Origin of the sequence: Streptomyces sp. 150FB (genome assembly GCF_000818195.1) — a bacterium.
In the GTDB taxonomy this organism is placed as follows: Bacteria; Actinomycetota; Actinomycetes; order Streptomycetales; family Streptomycetaceae; genus Streptomyces.
In genome coordinates this window covers 8978148-8998767 of the sequence record NZ_JTHL01000001.1, presented here as the reverse complement: position 1 = coordinate 8998767, position 20620 = coordinate 8978148, and the positions used below count along the sequence as shown (strand labels likewise).

Genomic DNA, 20620 nt, shown 5'->3' with positions numbered 1-20620 from the left:
CCAGAGCAGCGTGAACCGGGCCGCGTGCCGCAGGACCTGGGTTCATGACGCCTGTTCGTCGCCGCCGGCCCACCGGATCAATCGAGGTCTCCGGCGACATCTTCAAGCTGGCGCACCAGAGACGCCAGTGACTCCTTGTCCAGGCGGTCGACCACCCGGCGGCGCACGCTCTCGAGGTGTGCGGGGTAGGCATCGCGCAGGCGCGCGAGCCCTGCCGGAGTCACAGCCGTCACGTTTCCGCGACCGTCCTTGTCGTGTCGGCGTTTGACCACGTGCCCGCGGGACTGGAGCGTCTCCACGACGCGGGTGATCCGGCTCGCGGACAGGGAAGCGGCGGCGGCGAGGTCCACCATCCGGAGTTCGCCGTTCTCGGCCTCGGACAGGTTCAGCAGCACGCTGTACTCACTCAGCGAGAGCCCTGTCGCGTGCACCAGATCCCTGTCGAGCGATCGCGGCAGGACGATGAGCACACGCATCAGGGCACGCCAGAGGCGTTCCTCCTGCGTGTTCAGGGGCTGGGCAGGGGTCATGTGCGGCAGTTTAACGTGCGCAAGCAAGTACTTTCCGCGCTCGCTCCTGTCTGACTCGGGGCCCCTGACCTCGGAACTGAGCGTAATGTACTTGCTTGACAAAGCACATACTTCGCTGCGCATACTCGCCGAGACAGCACCGGACTCGTCCGTCGGGAGAAGCAATGCAATTGGGGATCTTCGGCGTCGGGGACCGTACGCCCGACCCCGCGACCGGCGTCGCACCGAGCGAGCACGAGCGGTTGCACATGATCGCGCGCATCGCCGTGCACGCCGAGGAGGCGGGCTTTGACGTCTTCGCCATCGGCGAGCACCACAACCCGCCCTTCGTCGTGAGTGCCGGTTCGACCCTGCTCGCCTTCATCGCCGCCAGGACGTCAACCATCACCCTGTCGACCTCGACGACCCTGATCACGACGAACGATCCGGTGAAGATCGCGGAGGACTTCGCGACGCTCCAGCATCTGGCGGACGGCCGGGTGGACATCATGCTGGGCCGTGGCAACACCGCCCCGGTCTATCCGTGGTTCGGCCAGGACATCCGCGAGGGCATACCGCTCGCCCTGGAGAACTACGGCCTCCTGCGCCGCCTGTGGGACGAGGAATCCGTGAACTGGAGCGGTCGATTCCGGGCCCCGCTGGAGGGATTCACCGCGATCCCCCGCCCGCTGGCCGGACACCCCCCGTTCGTGTGGCACGGCTCGATCCGCAGCCCCGAGGTCGCGGAGTCGGCGGCACGCCACGGCGACGGTTTCTTCGTCAACAACCTCTTCATGCCCACCGCGCACTTCGCCAGGTACGTACGGTTCTACCGCGAGCGCTGGGCGGCGCACGGGCACGGCTCAGCCGAATCCGCCGTCGTCGGAGCGGGCTCTTCGCTGTACGTGCGACGCAACTCGCAGGATGCCTTCCGGGAGTACGCGCCCTACTACTACGGGCACCCGGTGACCTCCAGCGCGGGTCCCCTGGAAGAGGCAAGTCAGCGGACCGGTGCCATCGTCGGGAGCCCCGCACAGGCCGTGGAGCGGGTCCTGTCCTTCCGCGAACAGTTCGGGCCGTACCAGAGGCAGTTGTTCGGGTTGGATGTCGCCGGCATCCCCGAGGCCACCATCCACGAGATGATCGAACTCGCGGGCGCCGAGATCCTGCCGGCGATCCGCGAGGAGGTCGGCAGCACGCCCCCGGACGCGTTCGCCCACGGCTTCGGCGGAGCGACCGGCCAGCCGGCCGGCTCCTCCCAGGTCGGGAGCGCGGGATGAAGCTCGGTGTCGCCCTGGCGGACTTCACCCTCCCCCAGGGACCGCGGGCGATCCCCCGTCATGTGGGGCAGATGGCGAGGGACGCGGAGCACCTGGGCTTCACCCGGGTCGCCGTCATGGACCACCTGTTCCAGATCGGCGCCGTCGGCGCGGCCGAGCGCGAGATGCTGGAGGCCTACACGACGCTGGGCTTTCTGGCAGCCTCCACCCAGCGGGTGGAACTGCTCACCCTGGTGACGTCCGCCGCATACCGGGAACCCGGCCTCCTCGCCAAGATGGTCACCACTCTCGACGTCCTCTCCGGTGGCCGCGCGGCGCTGGGTATCGGCACCGGGGCGGACTTCAACCTCGCGGAAGCCCGTGGACTCGGCCTGCCGCTCCCTCCCCTCGCCGAGCGCTTCGAGCGCCTGGAGGAGACCGTACGCATCTGCCTACAGATGTGGAGCGGCGACGACAGCCCCTTCGAGGGGAAGCACTACCGACTGGAACGCACCCTCAACTCACCTGCGGCGGTACGCAGACCACACCCGCCGATCCTCATCGGCGGCTCCGGCGAGCAGAAGACGCTGCGGCTGGTGGCCCGTTACGCCGACGCCTGCAACCTGTTCCACAGCCCGGAACTGCCACACAAGCTCGACGTCCTACGGCGCCACTGCGACGACCTCGGCCGGGACTACGACGAGATCGAGAAGACCGTGCTGCTGCCTCTGGACCCCGGACCGCGCGGCGCGTACGCCAAAGGGCTGCTCACCGAACTGGAACGGCTGGGGCGGATCGGCGTCCAGCACGTCATCGGCCCCGTACGCGGCACGGACCAACTGGCCGCCCTCCACGCGCTCGGGGAGTACGTGGTGCCGGAAGCCCTGGCCTTCTGACGGCCCCCGGAAAAGACGATTCGCCCAACACCCGACGTGGTGGCGGAACCGGCCGCGCCACCGAACCGGCGTCCGGCGCGTTGGTCGTGGGGGTGCGGATGTCCACGTGCAGAATGACGACAGCGAGCGCCGCCCATGCCCACATACCTTCCGGCGCCGGTACCTGAGCCGCCGATGCGTCGCGCCGTACGTCGTTCGTTCGGACGGCGGTGCTTGAGAACCGGGCACCGCCCGAAACAACGATGAAGAGAGAGAACCATGGCAGCAAATCGGCGGGACTTCATCCGCCTGACCGCCGCGACGTTGGCCGCCACAGCGGGCGTGGGTGCGGTCGCCGGCACCGCTGGGGCCTCGGCCGGAGGCGAGTCAGGAGCGGCCAATTGGGCCGCGTTACGGAAGCACCTGACCGGTGATCTCGTCCTGCCCTCCGACACCGGCTACGACCAGGCGCACCAGCTCTCCATGGGCCAGTTCGACGTTGTCCGGCCCCGGGCCGTCGCATACTGCGAATCCGAACGTGATGTGCAGACCGTCCTCGCGTTCGCACGCGATCACGCGCTGCACACGGTCCCCCGGAGCGGGGGCCACAGCTTCGGCGGCTACTCGACGTCGCCGGGGGTCGTACTCGATGTGTCCCGCCTCAATCAGGTCCGGGTGCGCCCATCCACCGTGGTGCTGGGGCCGGGGGTGCAGCAGGTCGACGCGCTCGAAGCGCTGTCGCCGCTGGGCCTGTCGCTGGTGGGCGGGCTGTGTCCGAACGTATGCGCGGGCGGGTTTCTGCAAGGAGGCGGGATCGGCTTGGGGACCCGCAAGTTCGGCATGGCGTCGGACCGGCTCGTGTCGGCGTCCGTCGTACTCGCCGACGGCCGTACGGTACGCGCCTCGGAGACCGAACACCCCGACCTCTTCTGGGCGTTGCGCGGCGGGGGCGGGGGCAACTTCGGGGTGGTGACGAGTTACGAGGTGACACCCACCCGGATCCCCTCGATCGTGAACTACAACGTCGGATTCCCCTGGGACAGCGCCCGCGAGGTCATCAGGGCGTGGCAGCACTGGATCGTCGACGGTTCCCGCGACAACGGCGCCGCGCTGGGAATCCAGTACGGCGACGCCGGAACGGGCGTGCCCGATGTCCTCGCCCACGGCGGCTGGTTCGGCAGCAAGGAGGAGCTGGACAAGCAACTCGACGCGTTCGTCGCCGACGTCGGTCTCGCGCCGATCAGCCGGAGTGTGGAGGAGAAGCCGTACGGCGACGGCATGATGGAGTGGTACGGGTGCGCGGACCTCACGGTCAAGGAGTGTCACCGCGTCGGCTACACACCTGAGGCCAAGCTGCCCCGGCAGAATTTCTCCGCGGACCGCAACCGCATGTACTCCGAGGCCATTCCCGACGACGGTCTCGACCGGATGCTCGCGGCCTTTGTGGCCAATCGGCGCAGCGGTCAGTTCCGTTTTCTGAGTTTCTTCGCTCTCGGCGGGGTGGCCAATGAAGTGGACCGCTCGGCGACGGCGTACGTCCATCGCACCACTCAGTTCTTCGCCGGCTTCTCGCTGGGTCTGCTCGACCCCGCGTACACGGAGGAGGACAGGACCACAGCGGTGACCTGGATCGATGCGGCATTCGACACCCTGGGCGCCTACTCACTCCACGAGAGCTATCAGAACTTCATCGATCCGGCGCTGGTGGACTGGCAGAAGTCGTATTACGACGAGAACTACCGGCGGCTGGCGGAGGTGAAGCGGAGTTACGACCCGGACCGTTTCTTCCGCTTCGCCCAGGGCATCCGCTGACCCCGGTCACGTAAGGGTGTTCACTCGGTCGGCCCGACCGCGCGCGCGACCCTGACCGCGTCCGCGGTCGCGCGCACCTCATGGGCCCTGACGGCCCATGCCCCTTGATGGGCGGCGATGGCCGAGAGGGCAGCCGTGGCGGCGTCCCGTTCACGGGCCGGGGGCGGCGCCCCGTCGCCGTCGCTCAGAGTTCCGACGACACTTCCCTCACCACGTCTTCGTACACCGCAGGGCTGTTCATGTCGTGGCTGAACCCGCGCCAGTGCATGACCACGAAGGGGATGGCGGCGGCCGCCACGACGGGGACCATGGCGGGGTCGGCGAGCCCTCCGCTGACGTCGTTGACGAGGACCGCGCCCGCCGCGATCGCCTGTTCGGCGACGGTGGCGCGCATGGTGTCCACGGAGACGACGACGCCTTCGGCCGCCAGGCCCCGTACCACCGGAATCACGCGCCGCAGCTCCTCCGCCTCGTCGACCCGGGACGCGCCGGGATGTGCGGTGTGCTCCGATCGTGTTGAGGGACCCCCGGCGATTTTCGCTCCGGTGTGACTCGCGGGCCGGGCCGGACACCAGAGGCGCCCGGCCCGGCCGCGGGGCGATCAGGAGTCCCGCGCCGCCAGCTCGGTACGGATCTCGCGGGCGGCGGTGACGAGGTTCTCCAGCGAGGCCCGGGTCTCGGGCCAGCCGCGGGTCTTCAGGCCGCAGTCGGGATTCACCCAGAGCCGCTCCGCCGGGATGGCCTTCAGTCCCTTACGCAGCAGCGCCGCCGCTTCCTCGGCGCTCGGCACCCGCGGGGAGTGGATGTCGTAGACACCCGGCCCTGCCTCGCGCGGGTAGCCGTGCGCGGCCAGCTCGCCCGCCACCTGCATGTGGGAGCGGGCGGCCTCCAGGCTGATGACATCGGCGTCGAGGTCGTCGATGGCCTGGACGATGTCCCCGAACTCCGCGTAGCACATGTGCGTGTGAATCTGCGTGCCCGGACGTACGCCGCTCGTGGTGAGGCGGAACGACTCGGTCGCCCAGGCCAGGTAGGCGGCGTGGTCAGCGGCGCGCAGGGGCAGTGTTTCGCGCAGGGCCGGTTCGTCGACCTGGATGACCGAAGTGCCTGCCGCCTCAAGGTCGTTGACCTCGTCGCGCAGGGCGAGCGCGACCTGCCGCGCGGTGTCGCCGAGCGGCTGGTCGTCGCGGACGAAGGACCAGGCGAGCATGGTGACCGGACCGGTCAGCATGCCCTTGACGGGACGCTCGGTCAGCGACTGCGCGTACGTGGTCCAGCGCACCGTCATCGGCTCGGGCCGCGAGATGTCCCCGGCCAGCACCGGCGGCCGGACGTAACGGGTGCCGTACGACTGCACCCAGCCGTGCTGGGTGGCGAGGTAGCCGGTGAGCTGCTCGGCGAAGTACTGCACCATGTCGTTGCGTTCGGGCTCGCCGTGCACCAGGACATCGATCCCGGCCTTCTCCTGGAAGGAGAGGACCTCCCGGATCTCGTCCTTGATCCGCTCCTCGTACCCGGCGGTGTCGATCCGCCCGGTCCGCAAGTCCGCCCGCGCGGTGCGCAGTTCGTCGGTCTGCGGGAACGAACCGATCGTGGTCGTCGGCAGCAGCGGAAGACCGAGGTGCGCGCGCTGCGCGACGGTCCGCTCCGCGTACGGCTGTGAGCGCCGGCCGTCCGCGTCGGTGATCGCGGCCGTCCGGGCCCGCACGGCGGGATCGCGGGTGATCGCCGAGCCGGCCCGGGAGGCCAGGTCGGCGCGGTTCGCGGCGAGTTCGGCCGCGATGGCGTCCGTACCCTGCCCGAGACCGCGCGCCAGGACGGCCGTCTCCTGCGTCTTCTGCCGGGCGAAAGCCAGCCAGCGGGCGATCCGCGGATCGATGCCGCTCTCGGCGGTGGCGTCCAGCGGTACGTGCAGGAGCGAGCAGGACGCGGAGACGTCCACGTGGTCGGCGAGGCCGAGGAGTGTGCCGAGGGTGGCGAGGGACTTCTCGTAGTCGTTGATCCAGATGTTGCGGCCGTTGACGACGCCGGCGACCAGGCGCTTGCCGGGCAGCCCGCCCGCCGCTGCGAGATCATCGAGGTTCGCGCCCCCCGACTCGGTGAAGTCCAGGGCCAGCCCCTCGACCGGCGCCTTCGCCAGCACGCTCAGCGCGTCACCGAGCCGCCCGAAGTACGAGGCGACCAGCAGCTTCGGCCGGTCGGTGGCGCCGCCCAGGTCGCGGTAGGCGCGAGTGGCCGCGTTCAGTTCGGCGGGGGTACGGTCCGCCACCAGCGCGGGCTCGTCGAGCTGGACCCACTCGGCGCCGGCGGCCCGCAGGTCGGCGAGCACCTCCGCGTACACCGGCAGCAGCCGGTCCAGCAGGGTCAGCGGCTCGAAGTCCGCGGCCACGCCCGGTGCCGCCTTGGCCAGCAGCAGGTAGGTGACAGGTCCGACGAGGACCGGGCGGGCGCTGTGTCCGACAGCGAGCGCTTCCGCCAGCTCGGCGACCTGCTTGGTGGAGTCCGCGGTGAAGACGGTGTCAGGGCCGAGTTCGGGCACGAGGTAGTGGTAGTTCGTGTCGAACCACTTGGTCATCTCCAGCGGGGCGATGTCCTGGGTGCCTCGCGCCATCGCGAAATAACCGTCCAGCGCGTCGGCCTCGACCGCAGCGCGGTGCCGCTCGGGGACAGCGCCGACCATGACGCTGGTGTCCAGCACATGGTCGTAGTACGAGAAATCACCGGACGGCACTTCGTGGATGCCGGAGTCGGCCAACTGCCGCCAGTTCGAACGGCGGAGGTCCGCCGCGGTCTCCCGGAGGGCGTCGGCGCTGACGCGGCCCTTCCAATAGCCCTCGACGGCCTTCTTCAGCTCACGGTTCTGACCCTGGCGGGGGTAGCCGTACACGGTGGCTCGTGCTGCCGCGGCTGCGGGCTTCGCTGTCACGGAACTCTCCTTCGCGAGATGTGTCCTGGAATCCCGGAGACGGGACCGCGGACGCGAAGGGACGAACCGACCGGACGGCCCACGACGCTGTGCCGTCGCGTATGCCGCTCGATATGTGCGCCGACCCGCCCACGAGGTCACCGGGATATCCGCGCGCGATCGGTCGCGCGCGGTCAACGGGCAGGTCTTCGGACTCGCGGGCTCATCTCGTATCGGTTACGAGACACCTAATGGCCGTCGCTTCCCAGACCCGGCCGGGTCCAGTGCGTATGACGGCGGTCGTTCCCACTCACCGCTGCGGGGCAGTCCCGGATTCCCACCGGGTTCCCTCTTACGACACCCTGCCTGGCTGACAGGGCGAACCAGTCGCAGGGCCACCCTAGAGGGAGAAGCGGCCCACGCGCACGCCCACCCGCGTTCCGGACCGGCATCGGCCTCGGCCCCCGCCCGACGACGCGTGCGGAGAATTCAGACCTTGTCGGCTTCCGTGGCGCTCGGCGGTCGGAACCGGACAGGTGCCCGGAAGCGGGCGCGGCGGGCGGCCCTGCGGAAGGTGGTGAGCACCGCGGGTCCGGCCAGGACGACGCAGACGAGGTTGGTGACGGCGCGGCCGGTGTCCCTGCCCAGTGCCACTGCTCGGTGAAGGGCAGGCCAGGGAGGTGACGCCGAGGGTGAACCCGAAGCCGGGGCCGTACACGCGGCCGACCAGGACCAGGACGAAGAAGACGGTCTCGATGCCCGCGGTTCCGGCGCCCAGCGCCCAGCGGGCGCAGGGCCGCCGACCTGGACAACGGCCACGCTGGGGGCCGTGCTCGACGCCGCCGCGGGCGCCGCCACCCCGTCCGGCTGTGTGACGGCGGTGACACTCCCGGTGCGGACCGAGCCCGTTCGCGCGCTCGGCCCGCACCGGGGCACGGTAGCTCTGGAGAAGCAACACAGGTACGAGGAGGAACGCCACACCATGAGCAGCGAGGTCCGCCGTCTTCTGGTCATCGGCATCGGATCCGGTGACCCCGACCATCTGACGTTCGCAGCCGTGAAGGCCATGCGCAGGGCCGACGTCTTCTTCGTGCTCGGCAAAGGGCGGGAGAAGTCCGCCCTCACCCAGGTGCGGCGGAGCATCCTCGACGAGCATGTGCCCGGACCGTACCGCCTGGTCGAGGCCGAGGATCCCTGGCGCGACCGCTCCCAGGACGAGGACGCGGGGTACGTCGGGGCGGTGCACGACTGGCGGCGCCGACGTGCCGACGTCTGCGAGCGGTTGATCCGCGAGGAGCTGGCTCCGGGACAGTGCGGAGCGTTCCTGGTGTGGGGTGACCCCTCGCTGTACGACAGCACTCTCGGCATCCTGGAGGACATCAAGGCCCGCGGCGAGGTGACGTTCGAGCACGAGGTGATCCCCGGTGTCAGCAGCGTTTCAGCTCTGGCCGCGCGGCACCGCGTCAACCTCAACCGGGTCGGCCGCCCCATCCGCATCACCCCCGGGCGACGGCTCGCCGAGAGCCTGCCGAACGACGACGGCGACATCGTCGTCATGCTCGACGCCCACGAGTCCTTCCAGCACCTGGCGGGCAGTGGCGTATGGATCTACTGGGGCGCCTACATCGGTACACCGGACGAGGTCCTGATCTCCGGGCCCCTCGACGAGGTCTCCGACCGCATCCGGCGCACCCGCGCCGAAGCACGGGCCAGACACGGATGGATCATGGACACGTATCTGCTGCGACTCCACCCCGACAGCACCGACAACACCGACAACTGAGGTGAGGCTCCGTCAGCAGTAACGCGCCCGCCAGTGCGCCCCTTTGACCCACCCGCGCACCCACTCGTTCCATATGCGCCTGTGCATGCCCCGGGGCTCGGGCAAGACTTACGAGAGTCGCCGGCACCGGTCGGCCGGAGTCAGGGTGGCCATGACACACGTTCCGACATTCGCGGACGCGTCAGGCGGAGTACCGGTACTGGGGCACGCGATACAGCTCCTACGGGACCCCCTGCGATTCTTCACCTCGCTGGCGGCCCAGGCGGATCTCGTACGCATCAAGGCCGGTAGCTGGCGCGGCTACGTCGTCTGCCACCCCGACCTCGTATCGAAGGTGCTGCTCGACGACCGCACGTTCGACAAGGGCGGTCCGCTCTTCGACAAGGCTCAGGACTTCCTGGGCAACGGGCTGATCACCTGCCCGCACCGGGATCACCGCCGGCAGCGCCGCCTGGTCCAGCCGGCCTTCCGCCGCGACCGGCTGCGCGGGTACGGCGCCGCGATGAGTGCCCACATCGACACGGTCACCGATTCCTGGGCGGACGGCCAGGCCATCGTCCCGAGCGCCGAGATGTACGACGTGTCCATCGGCATCGCGGCCGACGCCCTCTTCGCCGTCAAGATCGACGCGTCCACCATCACCGATCTGCGGCGCTCCATCGGCGTCCTGCTCACCCAAGGCTTCCGGCAGATCATCACACCGGAGTCCCTGGCGAAGGTGCCCACGCCCGGCAATCGCCGCTACACCCGGGCGAACGCCAGGCTGAGGGAGATCGTCCAGGGCATGATCGACGACTACCGGCGTCAGGGCGTCGACCACGGGGACGTCCTGTCCATCCTCCTGACGGCCGGGGAGGAGGACAAGACCGAGATCCTCACGGACGACGAGATCTACGAACAGGTCGTCAGCATCCTGACAGCCAGCGTCGAGACGACCGCCGCCGCCACCGCGTGGGCATGTCTGCTGCTCGCCCGGCACCCTGACCTCCAGGACAGGGTGCACGCCGAGGCCCGCACGGCACTCGGCGGGCGCGCGGCCGACTGGGCCGACCTGCCCGGGCTGAAGCTGACCGGCCGCTTCGTCACCGAGGTCCTGCGCCTCTACCCGCCTGCCTGGGCCCTCACACGGACCGCCACCCGGGACACCGATCTCGCCGGTCACCGCGTCCCCGCCGGCGCCCCGCTGATCTACAGCCCCTACCTGCTCCACCACCGGGACGACCGCTTCCCCGCTCCCGACCGGTTCGACCCGGACCGCTGGCTCGGCGACGACACCTCCCGCCGCCCCCGTACCGACTACGTGCCCTTCGGCGCGGGAGCACGCAAGTGCGTCGGAAACGACTTCGCCTGGAACGAGTCGGTCCTCGCCCTGGCCACCATCGCCGACCGCTGGCAACTCTCCGACCCCACCCCGACGGCGCCGCTCCGCCCCACGGTGCGAATGACCCTCACCCCGCCCCCGGTGCCCCTGCGTGTCCACCGCCGCCCGACCTCGAAATCGAACGGTCAGGGCGGATCGCTGGCAGCCTGACCCAGGCGCGCGGAACAGCCGACCTGTTCGTCGATCCCGCACCCGATTCCGGCGGGGCCCGGGCCACGGCGACCGCCGCCCGAACTCCATCTGCGGACCGTTCACGGCTACGCGCACCCGGTGGCGACGGGCCTTTGGCAGGACGTGACGTCCCGGCTGCCGCCCGGCTCAGCCCGACGTCGGCTTGACACCCTGTTCGACGCGAACTAGTTTTTTAGTTAGCACTAAAAAACCTCTGGACCTTCCCACCGCCGACGGATGGCGGGGGTCCGCGCCTTGATGTAACGATAATTGTTGCATCTGGTCGGCATCAATCCACTTCTCTGACGCGGAGCACCAGATCATGGGACAACTTGAGGGCAAGACGGCCGTCGTCACCGGCGGCACCAGCGGAATCGGCCTGGCCACCGCGCAGCGATTCGCCGCCGAAGGCGCGCATGTGTTCGTGACCGGTCGCCGTAAGGAAACACTCGACGCGGCGGTGGCAAAGATCGGCGCCAAGGCCACCGGCGTACAGGGCGATGTTTCGGACCTCGCCGACCTGGACCGGCTCTACGCGGTCGTCGCCGAGCAGGGCAGGGGCATAGACGTACTGTTCGCCAACGCCGGCGGCGGCGGGTTCTCCACTCTGGAGCAGGTGACCGAGCAGCACTTCGACCAGACGTTCGGCACCAACGTCAGGGGAATGCTGTTCACGGTCCAGAAGGCGCTGCCGCACCTGAACGACGGCGCTTCCATCGTCCTCACCGCGTCGAACGCGGCCACCCTGGGCAATGAGGCATTCGGCGTCTACGCCGCGTCCAAGGCCGCGGTCAGGTCTTTCGCGCGTACCTGGGCCAACGAGCTGAAGGGGCGAGCGATCAGGGTCAACAGCATCAGCCCCGGCACCGTCGACACCCCCGGAATCGACGGCCTGGCCCCCGACCAGGAGCAGGCCGACCAGCTCAAGAGCCACATGGCCGGCACCATCCCGCTGGCACGCATCGCCCGCCCCGAGGAGATCGCCGACGCCGTCCTCTTCCTCGCTTCGGACCAGAGCACCTTCATCACCGGCACCGAGATGTTCATCGACGGTGGACGCAACCAGATCTGACGACTGACCGCAACAACATCCATCAGTACGGACGGGACATCACAATGCAGTTGGGACTGACAGGGCTCTGGAGCATCGAGCTGCGGACAGCAGATCCGGGGGTGGTCACGGACGCCGCCGCAGAGCTGGATGAACTGGGTTGGGGGGCCCTGTGGATCCCGGGGCTGGGCGGCGGTGACATCCTCGGCGACTCGGAGCGGCTCCTGCGCGCCACCCGCGGAACGAAGGTGGCCATCGGAGTGCTGAGCATCTGGCGCCACCAGGCCGAAGAGATGGCAGCAGGGCACGCACGGCTACAGAGTGAGTACGACCGGCGGCTCCTTCTCGGGCTCGGCGTGAGCGACCCGGCGGCCGCGGAAACCGCAGGACGCCTTTACCGCCCGCTGGCCGACATGGGCGCCTATCTGGACACCCTCGACCATGCCCCGGCCCCCGTCCCCATGGACGAACGTGTCATGGCCGCGCTCGGACCCAGGATGACCCGACTGGCAGGGCAGCGTACCGCTGGGGTGCATCCCTTCATGGTCACACCGGAATACTCGGCCGCGGCCAGGGAGCAACTCGGTGAGGGGCCGCTCCTCGCCCCGTACCAGGCGGTCGTACTGGAAAGCGACCCCCGAAAGGCACGTGCCGCCGCCCGGGGCTTCCTCGGCGCATTCCTGGAGATGGACCACTACGCCAGGAACCTGCTCCGGCAGGGCTTCACCGAGGACGACCTGGCCCACGGCGGCAGCGACCGCCTCATCGACGCTGTTGTGGCGTGGGGGGACGTGGACGCCATCGGCAAGCGCGTGCACGCGCACCACCAGGCCGGCGCCGATCACGTCTGCCTGCACGTGGTGGGGTCGGGCTCCGCCGTCCCGCTGGCCCAATGGCGAGAGCTGTCCGCACTCAATCGCTGACGTGAGCCGGCGGCCTGCCCGGCCGGTGGCTGCCCGGCTGCGGGGACCGGGCCGGGCAGTCACGTCGTGCGAGATCCCGGCCGGGTCAGACTGCGACCGGCCCCGGCCAGACAGCCATGGCGACGTCGACGATCTCGTGCAACTGCTCGCGGGTCGCGCCGCCGGCGGCCTGCACGGCCAGGCCCTGGTAAATCGTGCTGAAGTAGCGGGCAAGCACGTCGGGATCGGTCCCTGCCGGCAGTTCGCCGCGATCGCTCGCCCGCCGCAACCGCTCCCGCAGGCCCGCTTCTCCGGCTGCCCTGCGCGCTGTCAGCTCATCGCGTGCGGACTCCGCGCCCGGCGAGCATGCCAGAGCACCTTGGACCGTGATGCAGCCGCGTGGGTGGTCGGGATGCGTCGTCGCGTCGGCGGCACCGTGCAGAAGCGCTTCGACAGCCCCTCTCGCCGTCGGCTCCCCCAGGGCATCGCGGATGTATCGGGCGGGGCCGTCGGCGTAATGGTCCAGCACCTGGCGGAAGAGCTGTTCCTTGTTTCCGAAGGCGTTGTAGAGACTGGGCGCGTTGTTGATGCCCATGGCCTTTGTGAGATCGGAGATCCCGGTGCCTTCGTAGCCCTGGCGCCAGAACACCTCCAGCGCGCGGCCGAGAGCCGCCTCACTGTCGAAGATGCGTGGCCTTCCCCCTGCCATGAGCGCCTCCTGGTTTGACCGTATTTTAGTGCTTTCTATAATACTCCCGAGAGGGACCATCCGATGAAGCGGCCGGGGCTATGCGATGTCCGGGGTCATCGAGGCGAACGCGGGGCTTCTGACCTGCCGCTCCAGGTACCTCCCAGAGCGCGCCGCGATCGGCCCGTCCGTGCGAATGGCCCAGGATCTCGCTCCAGAAGTGCGCCGTATTCCAAGGCCACTGGTCGCCTGGCGTGGCGGAGTACGCCTGGCGTGGCGGAGTAACGGCGGCTGACGCGGCACACGACGTAACACCGGCGAGGCTCCGGCCGCCACGCACGACATCCTCACTCAACCGTTATCCCCGGATACCACCCTGTGTCCTGGTCTACTGCCTGCGGATATTCAAGGACCGAGTAGAGGAGGGACACCTTCATGCATGTATTCCTCGCGGGCGCGACCGGCGCGGTGGGCCGGCTGCTGGTTCCGCTGCTGTTGGATGCCGGACACCAGGTCACGGGTACCTCCCGTACGCGTGCGGGCGCCGAACGCGTACGGCGTCAGGGGGCTTCATGCGCTCAGGTGGATGTGTTCGACCGGGACGTTCTGCACGAGGTGGTGACGGCGACCGCACCCGCCGCGGTGATCCACCAGCTCACCGACCTGGCCGCCGCGAACGGAGAGGCGACGAACCGGCTGCGCAGGGACGGGACCCGCAACTTGGTCGACGCGGCCAAGTCCGCCGGGGTGACGAGGATCGTCGTCCAGTCGATCGCCTGGGTGTACGCGGCGGGGGAGAGTCCCGCCGAAGAGACAGAACCGCTCGAGGTCGGAGCCGCGGAGCCGCGCGGCGGGATGGTGAACGGCATCCGGGCGCTGGAAGAGACGGCCGCCGAAGCGGACACCGCGGTGTCGTTGCGGTACGGGATCCTGTACGGCCCGGGCACCTGGTACGAGCCGGGCGGCCCCGTGGCCGCCGCCCTCGCCGGTCGTCCGGACGCGCCCTTCCTCGGAAGCGTCGAGGCGGACGACTCCGTCAGCTCCTTCGTTCACATCGCCGATGCCGCCCGTGCCGCCGTCGCCGCCCTCGACTGGCCCTCGGGACCTGTCAACATCGTGGATGACGAGCCCGCGCGAGGACGTGAATGGCTGCCGGTCTTCGCCGCCGCGCGCGGGTTGCCCGCCCCCGAAGCCACCTCGGGTCGCCCGAGTTGGGCGCGAGGAGCAGACAACCGCCTGGCCCGCTCACGGGGTTGGCGCCCGGAGCACCCGACGTGGCGCGCGGGCTTCGCGAATCAGTACGAGCTCTAGGCCCTTTCCGGCCCTCGATCGTCGCCGGGAAGAGACTGACTCACGCGCCCTCCACTCCGTACCGTTTACACTTCCATGATGGAAGTGACTGGGTACGGAGTGGAGGAGGCGGTGGAGGCCGCATGAGACACACGAGCTTCGCCGGGATGCAGTGCCCGATAGCCCACGCGCTGGATCACGCGGGCGAGTGGTGGAGCCTGTTGATCCTGCGGGACGCGTTCCAGGGCCTGAGCCGCTTCGGTGAGTTCCAGAGCAGTCTGGGCATCTCCGAGAACTCCCTGACACGCAGGCTGGGCGATCTGGTGGACAAGGGGCTTCTGGAGCGCACGCCGTACCAGGAGCGTCCGACGCGTTACGCGTACGTGCTCACCGACGCCGGGCGGGACTTCCTGCCCGTTCTCGTCAGCCTCGCCAAGTGGGGACAGAAGCACGACCGGCCCGAGCAGGGCGAGATGCGGGTGGTCGACACGCGTACGGGCGAGGCACTGTCCCCGGTCCTCGTCGACCGGCACACAGGCGAGGAGATCACCGGGCATGGCGTCGTCCTCGTCAACACCGCGGACACCGACCCGGCCTGCGCCCGCCGCCCCGGCTCCGTCCCCACTGCCGCTGAACCGCCCCACCCGGAAGAGGGATCGTGACGGCATCCGCATCCGGCGCCGACCACACGTACGCGACCGCCCGCGAGCTGATGGCCGCGATGAACGCCGGTCAAGTCTCCGCGGTGGAACTGGCCGAGGCCGCGATCGAGCGGATCGAGGAGTACGACGACGACATCAACGCCGTCTGCGCACCCGACTTCGACCACGCCCTGGAGGCGGCCCGCGCCGCCGACACCGCACGTGCGCGAGGTGCGGCGTCCCCTCTTCTCGGTGTGCCGACGACGGTCAAGGAGTCCTTCAACGTCGCCGGTCTGCCCACCACCTGGGGCATGCCCCGCTTCCGCGACTTCGTACCGACGGAGGACGCCGTCGCCGTCACCCGCCTCAGGAACGCCGGCGCCGTGATCCTGGGCAAGACCAACGTGCCCTTCGCACTGGGCGACCTGCAGAGCTACAACGACCTGTACGGGACGACGAACAACCCGTGGGACCTCGGCCGTACCCCGGGCGGCTCGTCCGGCGGCTCGGCAGCGGCGCTCGCCGCCGGCTACGGGGCGCTGTCCATCGGCTCCGACATCGCCGGTTCGCTGCGGGCGCCCGCCCACTACTGCGGGGTCTACGCCCACAAGCCGTCGTTCGGACTCGTGCCCTCGCGCGGCCACACGGCCCCGCCCGCACCGCCACTCGCCTACGACCGGGACCTCACGGTTCCGGGGCCCCTGGCACGCAGCGCCGCGGACCTGTCGCTCATGCTCGACGTACTGGCCGGACCGGACGACACCACCCTCGGCATCGCCCACGGACTGACCCTGCCACCGGCCCGCCACGACGACCTCGCGAGCTATCGCGTACTCGTCGTCGACACCCACCCCCTGATGCCCAGCGCCGCGAGTGTCCGGGAGGCTCTCGACGCCGTCGGCGACCGGCTCTCCGCCGCCGGCGTCAGCGTGTCCCGCCACAGCCCCCTGCTGCCCGATCAGGTCGAGGCGGCACGTCTCTATATGCGTCTGCTGCTGTCGGCCATGACGGCGAACTCCCCCGCCGACGCCTACGAGCGGATGCGTGAGGCAGCGGTACGGCTCGACGCCGAGGATCTGAGTCTGGCGGCCGAGCGTACGCGTGGCGCCGCCCTCAGCCACCGCGACTGGCTTGCGGCGGACACCCTGCGCGCCGTGCATCGCGCGCGCTGGCGTGAGCTGTTCGCCGAGTTCGACGTCGTGCTGTGCCCGGCGATGCCCACACCGGCCTTCCCGCACGACCACTCCCCCGACCAGTGGGGCCGCCGGATCAGCGTAGACGGCGAGGATCACTGCTACGCCGATCAGCTCGTATGGGCGGGCATCGCCACGACGCCGGGCCTGCCCGCGACCGTGGCGCCGATCAGCCGGTCCGAGGAGGGGTTGCCCATCGGAGTACAGATCATCGGCCCGATGTACGAGGACCGCACTCCGATCCGGTTCGCTGAGCTGCTGGAGCAGACATTCGGCGGTTTCACCTCACCCCCACTCGCACGGTCCGGCGGCTGACGATGCCGGAGGACGCCGCCGCACGGAGCCGCCGTCGCCGCATACGCGCCCTTCGTACCGTGCGCCCTTCCCTGCTGAAAGCTTTGGTTCACCCATGAGAATCTGCGTTTTCCTCTCCGCCGCCGACCTCGACGAGCGCTACACACGACCGGCCCGCGAATTCGCCGAACTCCTCGGCAAGGGAGGCCACACCCTGGTGTGGGGCGGTTCCGACACCGGGTTGATGAAGGTCGTCGCCGACGGGGTCCGGGAGGCCGGGGGGCGGCTTGTGGGCGTCTCCGTCGAACTCCTCCGGAGCTGGGCCAGGGAGGACGCCGAGGAGATGGCGTTCGCCCAAGACCTCGCCGAACGCAAGGCCCTGCGGCTCGCCGGCTCGGACGCGGTGGTGGTGATGGCCGGAGGACTGGGCACTCTGGACGAGCTGACCGAGATCCTGGAGCTGAGGAAACACGGACTGCACGACAAACCAGTGGTGTTGCTCAACGCGGCGGGCTTCTACGACGGGCTGACACTCCAGCTTCGACGGATGGAGGAGGAGGGATTCCTGCCGCGCCCGTTGGACGGGTTGGTCCTCATCACCGACGACGGAGCCGACGCGCTCGCCCAGTTGGAGAAGGCCGTCGGAACGCGCAATGGGGCGTGACGTCACGCCTCCGAGTCGCGTTCGCGGCTCGGAGGACGCGGAGACAGCAGCCCGTCCCAGGGCGGCATCTTGGGCCAATTTGTCGTAACAACCACAGTTGCGACTGCGAAGGATTGAGCGCACACTTGAACGATGAGCGCGAACAGCAGATTGACGATCGCGGCACATGCGCTGGCATGGATCGGGCTGTACCAGAGGCAGGGTCACGACGTGGCCACGTCGGAGCAGATCGCCGACAGCGCGAACACCAACCCCGTGGTGATTCGACGACTGCTCGGCCAGCTACGGGATGCGGGGCTTGTGGAGTCCCGGCGCGGTGCGGGCGCGGGATGGCGTCTGAAGCGGGAGCTGGAGGACATGACGCTGCTGGACGTGTACGAAGCGGTGGAGCCGAGCCCCCTGTTCTCCATGCACCACGCGCCGCCGAATCAGGGCTGCGTGGTGGGCGCGGGGATCCAGCCGGCACTGCGAGGGGTCTACGACTCCATAGAGAAGGCCCTGCGCGCCGAATTGGCGCAGACAACGCTCGCCGAAGTGCTCCGCTCCACACTCGCCGCCCGGTAGGTCACCGCCCTCCGGGCATCTGAACGCTCCCGGTTGGCAGGGTGAGGGGTCGGGCGGCGTTGCAGCGAGATGCTCAACACCGGGGCGCCTGTTCCAGGAACGGGAATACCTATAAATTTCCACAACATACGTACAGACTCACGAGAGTCGCACCTATGAGCCCTTCACGGTGCCGCCTTCATTCGCTGCGGCGCCGTGAATTACGGAGCGATTTCTCCGATACGGAGTAGATCGATATCGCGGTGGATAGTCTCGCCCGAGACGGCATTTCCGATACGCAATGAAGGAGTGGTCATGGGTCTGCCCATCGTCGGCGGTTTGATCGACAGCATGGTTGGCATCCTCGTGGGTGCGGTATACGGCATCGCACCTCAGGTAGGAGCTCTTTTGAGCGGCCTGGTTTGAGCGGTCCGGCAGTGAGATGATCTCGTGGCCCTGGTGGCGCCAGGGCCAGGAGAGAGAGAACCATTTCAGGATGGACGACGCCGCCGGGCCGGCGTGCGGCCCGTACAAGAAAATGCCAGGTCAGACCTCAGGCGAGACATGCCTCGGCGACTGCGACGTCCTCGGGCACCTGACCGCCGGAGACGCCAACAGCGCCGATCACACGACCGTCCTCACCGGTGATGGGCAGTCCGCCACCGAAGGTCACCAAACCGCCGTTGGTGACCTCGATGTTGTACAGCGCACCACCCGGCTGGGAGAGCTCTCCGATCGCGGCCGTCGGCATCAGGAACAGGACCGCGGTCCTCGCCTTCTTGATGGCGATGTCGATGGACCCCAGCCAAGCGCCCTTCATACGCGAGAAATGAAGCAGATTACCGCCCTCATCCACGACGGCGATGTTCATCGCCACACCCATCTCGGTGGCCTTGGCGATGCCTGCCTCGGTGAGGTTCATCGCTTCCTGCAGCGTGACGGCAGTCATGTCCCTGGTCCTTCCGGTATTCGCAGTGCCGCGCCGGGATGAATCGTTCTCAGGCTGAATCGTTCCCGGGCTGAATCGTTCCCGGGCTGATTCACTTCACGATTTCCAGGAGCCGGTCGGCCAGAACCGCGGCCGAGCCGGGGTTCTGCCCGGTGACGAGGTTGCGGTCCTCCACCATGTACGGCTCCCACATCGGACCGCGGCTGAAGTCGACGCCCACCTTCTCCTTCAGGTCGGTCTCCAGCAGCCATGGGGCCCGAGGCGCCAGTCCGACGGCTTCTTCCTCCTCGTTGGTGAAACCCGTGACCCGGTATCCCTTGAAGGGCGACTCACCGTGGATCCTGGTGGCCAGCATCGCGGCGGGGGCGTGGCACACGATGAAGAGTGGATTGCCCGAGGCGAGCTGCGCCGTCAGCAGTCGGCCGGCGTCGGCGTCCCACGCCAGATCTGACATCGGACCGTGCCCACCGGGCAGATAGACCGCGTCGTAGCCTTCGAGGCGGACGTCCGACAGCTTGAGGGGCCGCCGCATCACCTCGGCGGAACGGATGATGGACTCCAGTTCCAGAGCCCCGTCCTCACCGCCCGCCATGGAGGGGCGCAGGCTCATCATGTCGACGTTCGGGGTCACACCGCCAGGAGTCGCCACCACCACCTCGTGGCCGGCTTCCGTGACCTTCTTGTACGGCATCGCGAACTCTTCGGCCCAGTAGCCGGTCGCATACCTGGTGCCGTCCTTGAGCACCCAATACGTCGCCCCACTCACGATGAAAAGTACCTTCGCCATCACACTCCGCCTCCTCACCCCACCTGACGTACTCGCCCCTCCCCAGCGTAGGTACGTGGTTGAACGGGCGCCTGCGGACGGCTTTCGCACCCCCGAATTCAGGACCGTGGCACGACGTGGAGTGTGCACGCCCATGAGAAGAGCTCTTTATCCAGCCCCCCGTAGCCCGATCCCAGGTCAAACAGACCGCATGCTCTCGATATCCCCCATACGAGTGAATTCAGGGCTGGCCGCCGGCGGCAGGGACAGGAGGGACGGGGGCGGGAGGCACCGTCAAGAATTCAGCGACGGGCTGCCACACCTGCCCTGAGCCGGTATTTCTCTTATTGATCGAGGTCGGGAAGGTCGTGCCCGCATACCTTCTCCGCGGCTTTCTGCGCGGCGTCCCATGGTTTTTGCGTCGGACCGTAGTCGACGACGAGTCCGGGCCGGGGCTTCTTCTCCACGACGAAACGCGTTACGGCGGCGCTGGCGGCGGCCCACTCCGTCAGTACCGGCCGCAGCCTCCCACCGGCCTGCCCCGAGATCAGGAACAGATCGTCGGCGAAGTCCTGGTAGCTCTTCGCGACCTCGGCCCGTAACACGGAGTCGCCCTCCTTCTCGTCGCTGATGGCCGCGGCCATGGCGAGCACCTGGTTGAACGCCGCCGTGTCCACCATCCGGCAGACCTCGGGAGTGGTGTCAACGCTGGGGGACGCGGTTTTCGTCGCCCTGGAACTTGCAGGAGACGGGGTGGCCGTCCGTGGCGCTCCCCCTTGTCCGCCTCGGTCGGAGGTCTGGTCCGAGCAACCAGTCCCGGCGAGCGTCAGCACCATGGCCAAGGGGATGACCGTCTTCCTACCCACGAGATCCTCGATTCGTTCCTTCGCGCCCTACGTCCCTGCCCGACTCCGATACGTACCGTACGGATCGCTCTCGGGACC

18 protein-coding genes, 2 pseudogenes and 1 riboswitch are annotated in these 20620 nt (G+C 68.9%); of the genes and pseudogenes, 12 read left to right on the top strand and 8 right to left on the bottom strand.

Features of this window, described 5'->3' with window-relative positions; translation table 11 throughout:
• Positions 1-77 precede the first annotated feature (77 nt).
• Positions 78-530, bottom strand: coding sequence for a MarR family winged helix-turn-helix transcriptional regulator (locus tag QR77_RS38505; protein WP_040026585.1), 453 nt, complete (start codon positions 528-530; stop codon positions 78-80).
• 164 nt (positions 531-694) lie between these two features.
• Between QR77_RS38505 and QR77_RS38500 the strand changes: the two genes are divergently transcribed.
• From QR77_RS38500 to QR77_RS38490, 3 genes are all read left to right on the top strand, one after another.
• Positions 695-1789, top strand: coding sequence for a CE1758 family FMN-dependent luciferase-like monooxygenase (locus QR77_RS38500; protein ID WP_078877660.1), 1095 nt, complete (start codon positions 695-697; stop codon positions 1787-1789).
• Entirely contained in the window at positions 1786-2664 is an 879-nt protein-coding gene (locus QR77_RS38495; protein WP_040026584.1) for an LLM class F420-dependent oxidoreductase, read from the top strand. The genes QR77_RS38500 and QR77_RS38495 overlap by 4 nt, the downstream gene beginning before the upstream one ends.
• Positions 2665-2922: 258 nt before the next feature.
• The gene (locus QR77_RS38490) at positions 2923-4455 is read left to right on the top strand and encodes an FAD-binding oxidoreductase (RefSeq protein ID WP_052489393.1); all 1533 of its coding nucleotides are present in this window, start codon (positions 2923-2925) and stop codon (positions 4453-4455) included.
• Positions 4456-4475: 20 nt separating this feature from the next.
• On the opposite strand, the pseudogene QR77_RS44510 reads toward QR77_RS38490, so the two are convergent.
• From QR77_RS44510 to QR77_RS44505, 3 genes and pseudogenes are all read right to left on the bottom strand, one after another.
• Positions 4476-4948: pseudogene (locus tag QR77_RS44510) on the bottom strand (dihydropteroate synthase); the annotation flags it as partial.
• 108 nt (positions 4949-5056) lie between these two features.
• The gene (metE, locus tag QR77_RS38480; RefSeq protein ID WP_040026583.1) at positions 5057-7381 is read right to left on the bottom strand and encodes a 5-methyltetrahydropteroyltriglutamate--homocysteine S-methyltransferase; all 2325 of its coding nucleotides are present in this window, start codon (positions 7379-7381) and stop codon (positions 5057-5059) included.
• Between the two features lie 161 nt (positions 7382-7542).
• Positions 7543-7763: riboswitch (cobalamin riboswitch) on the bottom strand.
• A gap of 86 nt (positions 7764-7849) precedes the next feature.
• Positions 7850-8138 (bottom strand): annotated as a pseudogene (locus tag QR77_RS44505) (hypothetical protein); the annotation flags it as partial.
• Positions 8139-8342: 204 nt separating this feature from the next.
• Here QR77_RS44505 and cobF point away from each other — a divergent pair.
• The 4 genes from cobF (at position 8343) to QR77_RS38460 (ending at position 12669) form a co-directional block, all read left to right on the top strand.
• Positions 8343-9143 (top strand): precorrin-6A synthase (deacetylating), encoded by an 801-nt coding sequence (gene cobF, locus QR77_RS38475; RefSeq protein WP_040029397.1) that lies wholly within the window; start codon positions 8343-8345, stop codon positions 9141-9143.
• A 151-nt stretch (positions 9144-9294) separates the two neighbouring features.
• Positions 9295-10674, top strand: coding sequence for a cytochrome P450 (locus QR77_RS38470; protein ID WP_040026582.1), 1380 nt, complete (start codon positions 9295-9297; stop codon positions 10672-10674).
• 343 nt (positions 10675-11017) lie between these two features.
• A complete protein-coding gene (locus QR77_RS38465) occupies positions 11018-11767 on the top strand; it encodes a glucose 1-dehydrogenase (protein WP_040026580.1) in 750 nt (249 codons plus the stop codon).
• A gap of 44 nt (positions 11768-11811) precedes the next feature.
• Entirely contained in the window at positions 11812-12669 is an 858-nt protein-coding gene (locus QR77_RS38460; protein WP_040026579.1) for a TIGR03620 family F420-dependent LLM class oxidoreductase, read from the top strand.
• An 85-nt stretch (positions 12670-12754) separates the two neighbouring features.
• Here the strand turns inward: QR77_RS38460 and QR77_RS38455 are convergent, their stop codons facing one another.
• Positions 12755-13357 (bottom strand): TetR/AcrR family transcriptional regulator, encoded by a 603-nt coding sequence (locus QR77_RS38455; RefSeq protein ID WP_040026577.1) that lies wholly within the window; start codon positions 13355-13357, stop codon positions 12755-12757.
• Positions 13358-13771: 414 nt separating this feature from the next.
• On the opposite strand from QR77_RS38455, the gene QR77_RS38450 reads away from it, so the two are divergent.
• From QR77_RS38450 to QR77_RS38430, 5 genes are all read left to right on the top strand, one after another.
• Complete coding sequence (locus tag QR77_RS38450) at positions 13772-14647, top strand: NAD(P)-dependent oxidoreductase (RefSeq protein WP_040026576.1); 876 nt, start codon at positions 13772-13774, stop codon at positions 14645-14647.
• 122 nt (positions 14648-14769) lie between these two features.
• Positions 14770-15288 (top strand): helix-turn-helix domain-containing protein, encoded by a 519-nt coding sequence (locus tag QR77_RS38445; RefSeq protein ID WP_040026574.1) that lies wholly within the window; start codon positions 14770-14772, stop codon positions 15286-15288.
• Complete coding sequence (locus tag QR77_RS38440) at positions 15285-16775, top strand: amidase (RefSeq protein ID WP_269084349.1); 1491 nt, start codon at positions 15285-15287, stop codon at positions 16773-16775. Before QR77_RS38445 ends, QR77_RS38440 begins: the two co-directional genes overlap by 4 nt.
• Before the next feature lie 94 nt (positions 16776-16869).
• Positions 16870-17418, top strand: a complete 549-nt coding sequence (locus QR77_RS38435) for a TIGR00730 family Rossman fold protein (RefSeq protein ID WP_040026572.1) — start codon at positions 16870-16872, stop codon at positions 17416-17418.
• Between the two features lie 132 nt (positions 17419-17550).
• Positions 17551-17982 carry an Rrf2 family transcriptional regulator gene (locus tag QR77_RS38430; protein WP_040026571.1) on the top strand — a complete coding sequence of 144 codons (432 nt, stop codon included), beginning with the start codon at positions 17551-17553 and terminating at the stop codon, positions 17980-17982.
• Positions 17983-18514: 532 nt separating this feature from the next.
• Here the strand turns inward: QR77_RS38430 and QR77_RS38425 are convergent.
• From QR77_RS38425 to QR77_RS38415, 3 genes are all read right to left on the bottom strand, one after another.
• A complete protein-coding gene (locus QR77_RS38425; RefSeq protein WP_040026569.1) occupies positions 18515-18910 on the bottom strand; it encodes a heme-binding protein in 396 nt (131 codons plus the stop codon).
• A 91-nt stretch (positions 18911-19001) separates the two neighbouring features.
• Complete coding sequence (locus QR77_RS38420; protein WP_173476405.1) at positions 19002-19697, bottom strand: type 1 glutamine amidotransferase domain-containing protein; 696 nt, start codon at positions 19695-19697, stop codon at positions 19002-19004.
• Positions 19698-20020: 323 nt separating this feature from the next.
• Entirely contained in the window at positions 20021-20356 is a 336-nt protein-coding gene (locus QR77_RS38415) for a hypothetical protein (protein WP_040026566.1), read from the bottom strand.
• Between the last annotated feature and the right edge of the window lie 264 nt (positions 20357-20620).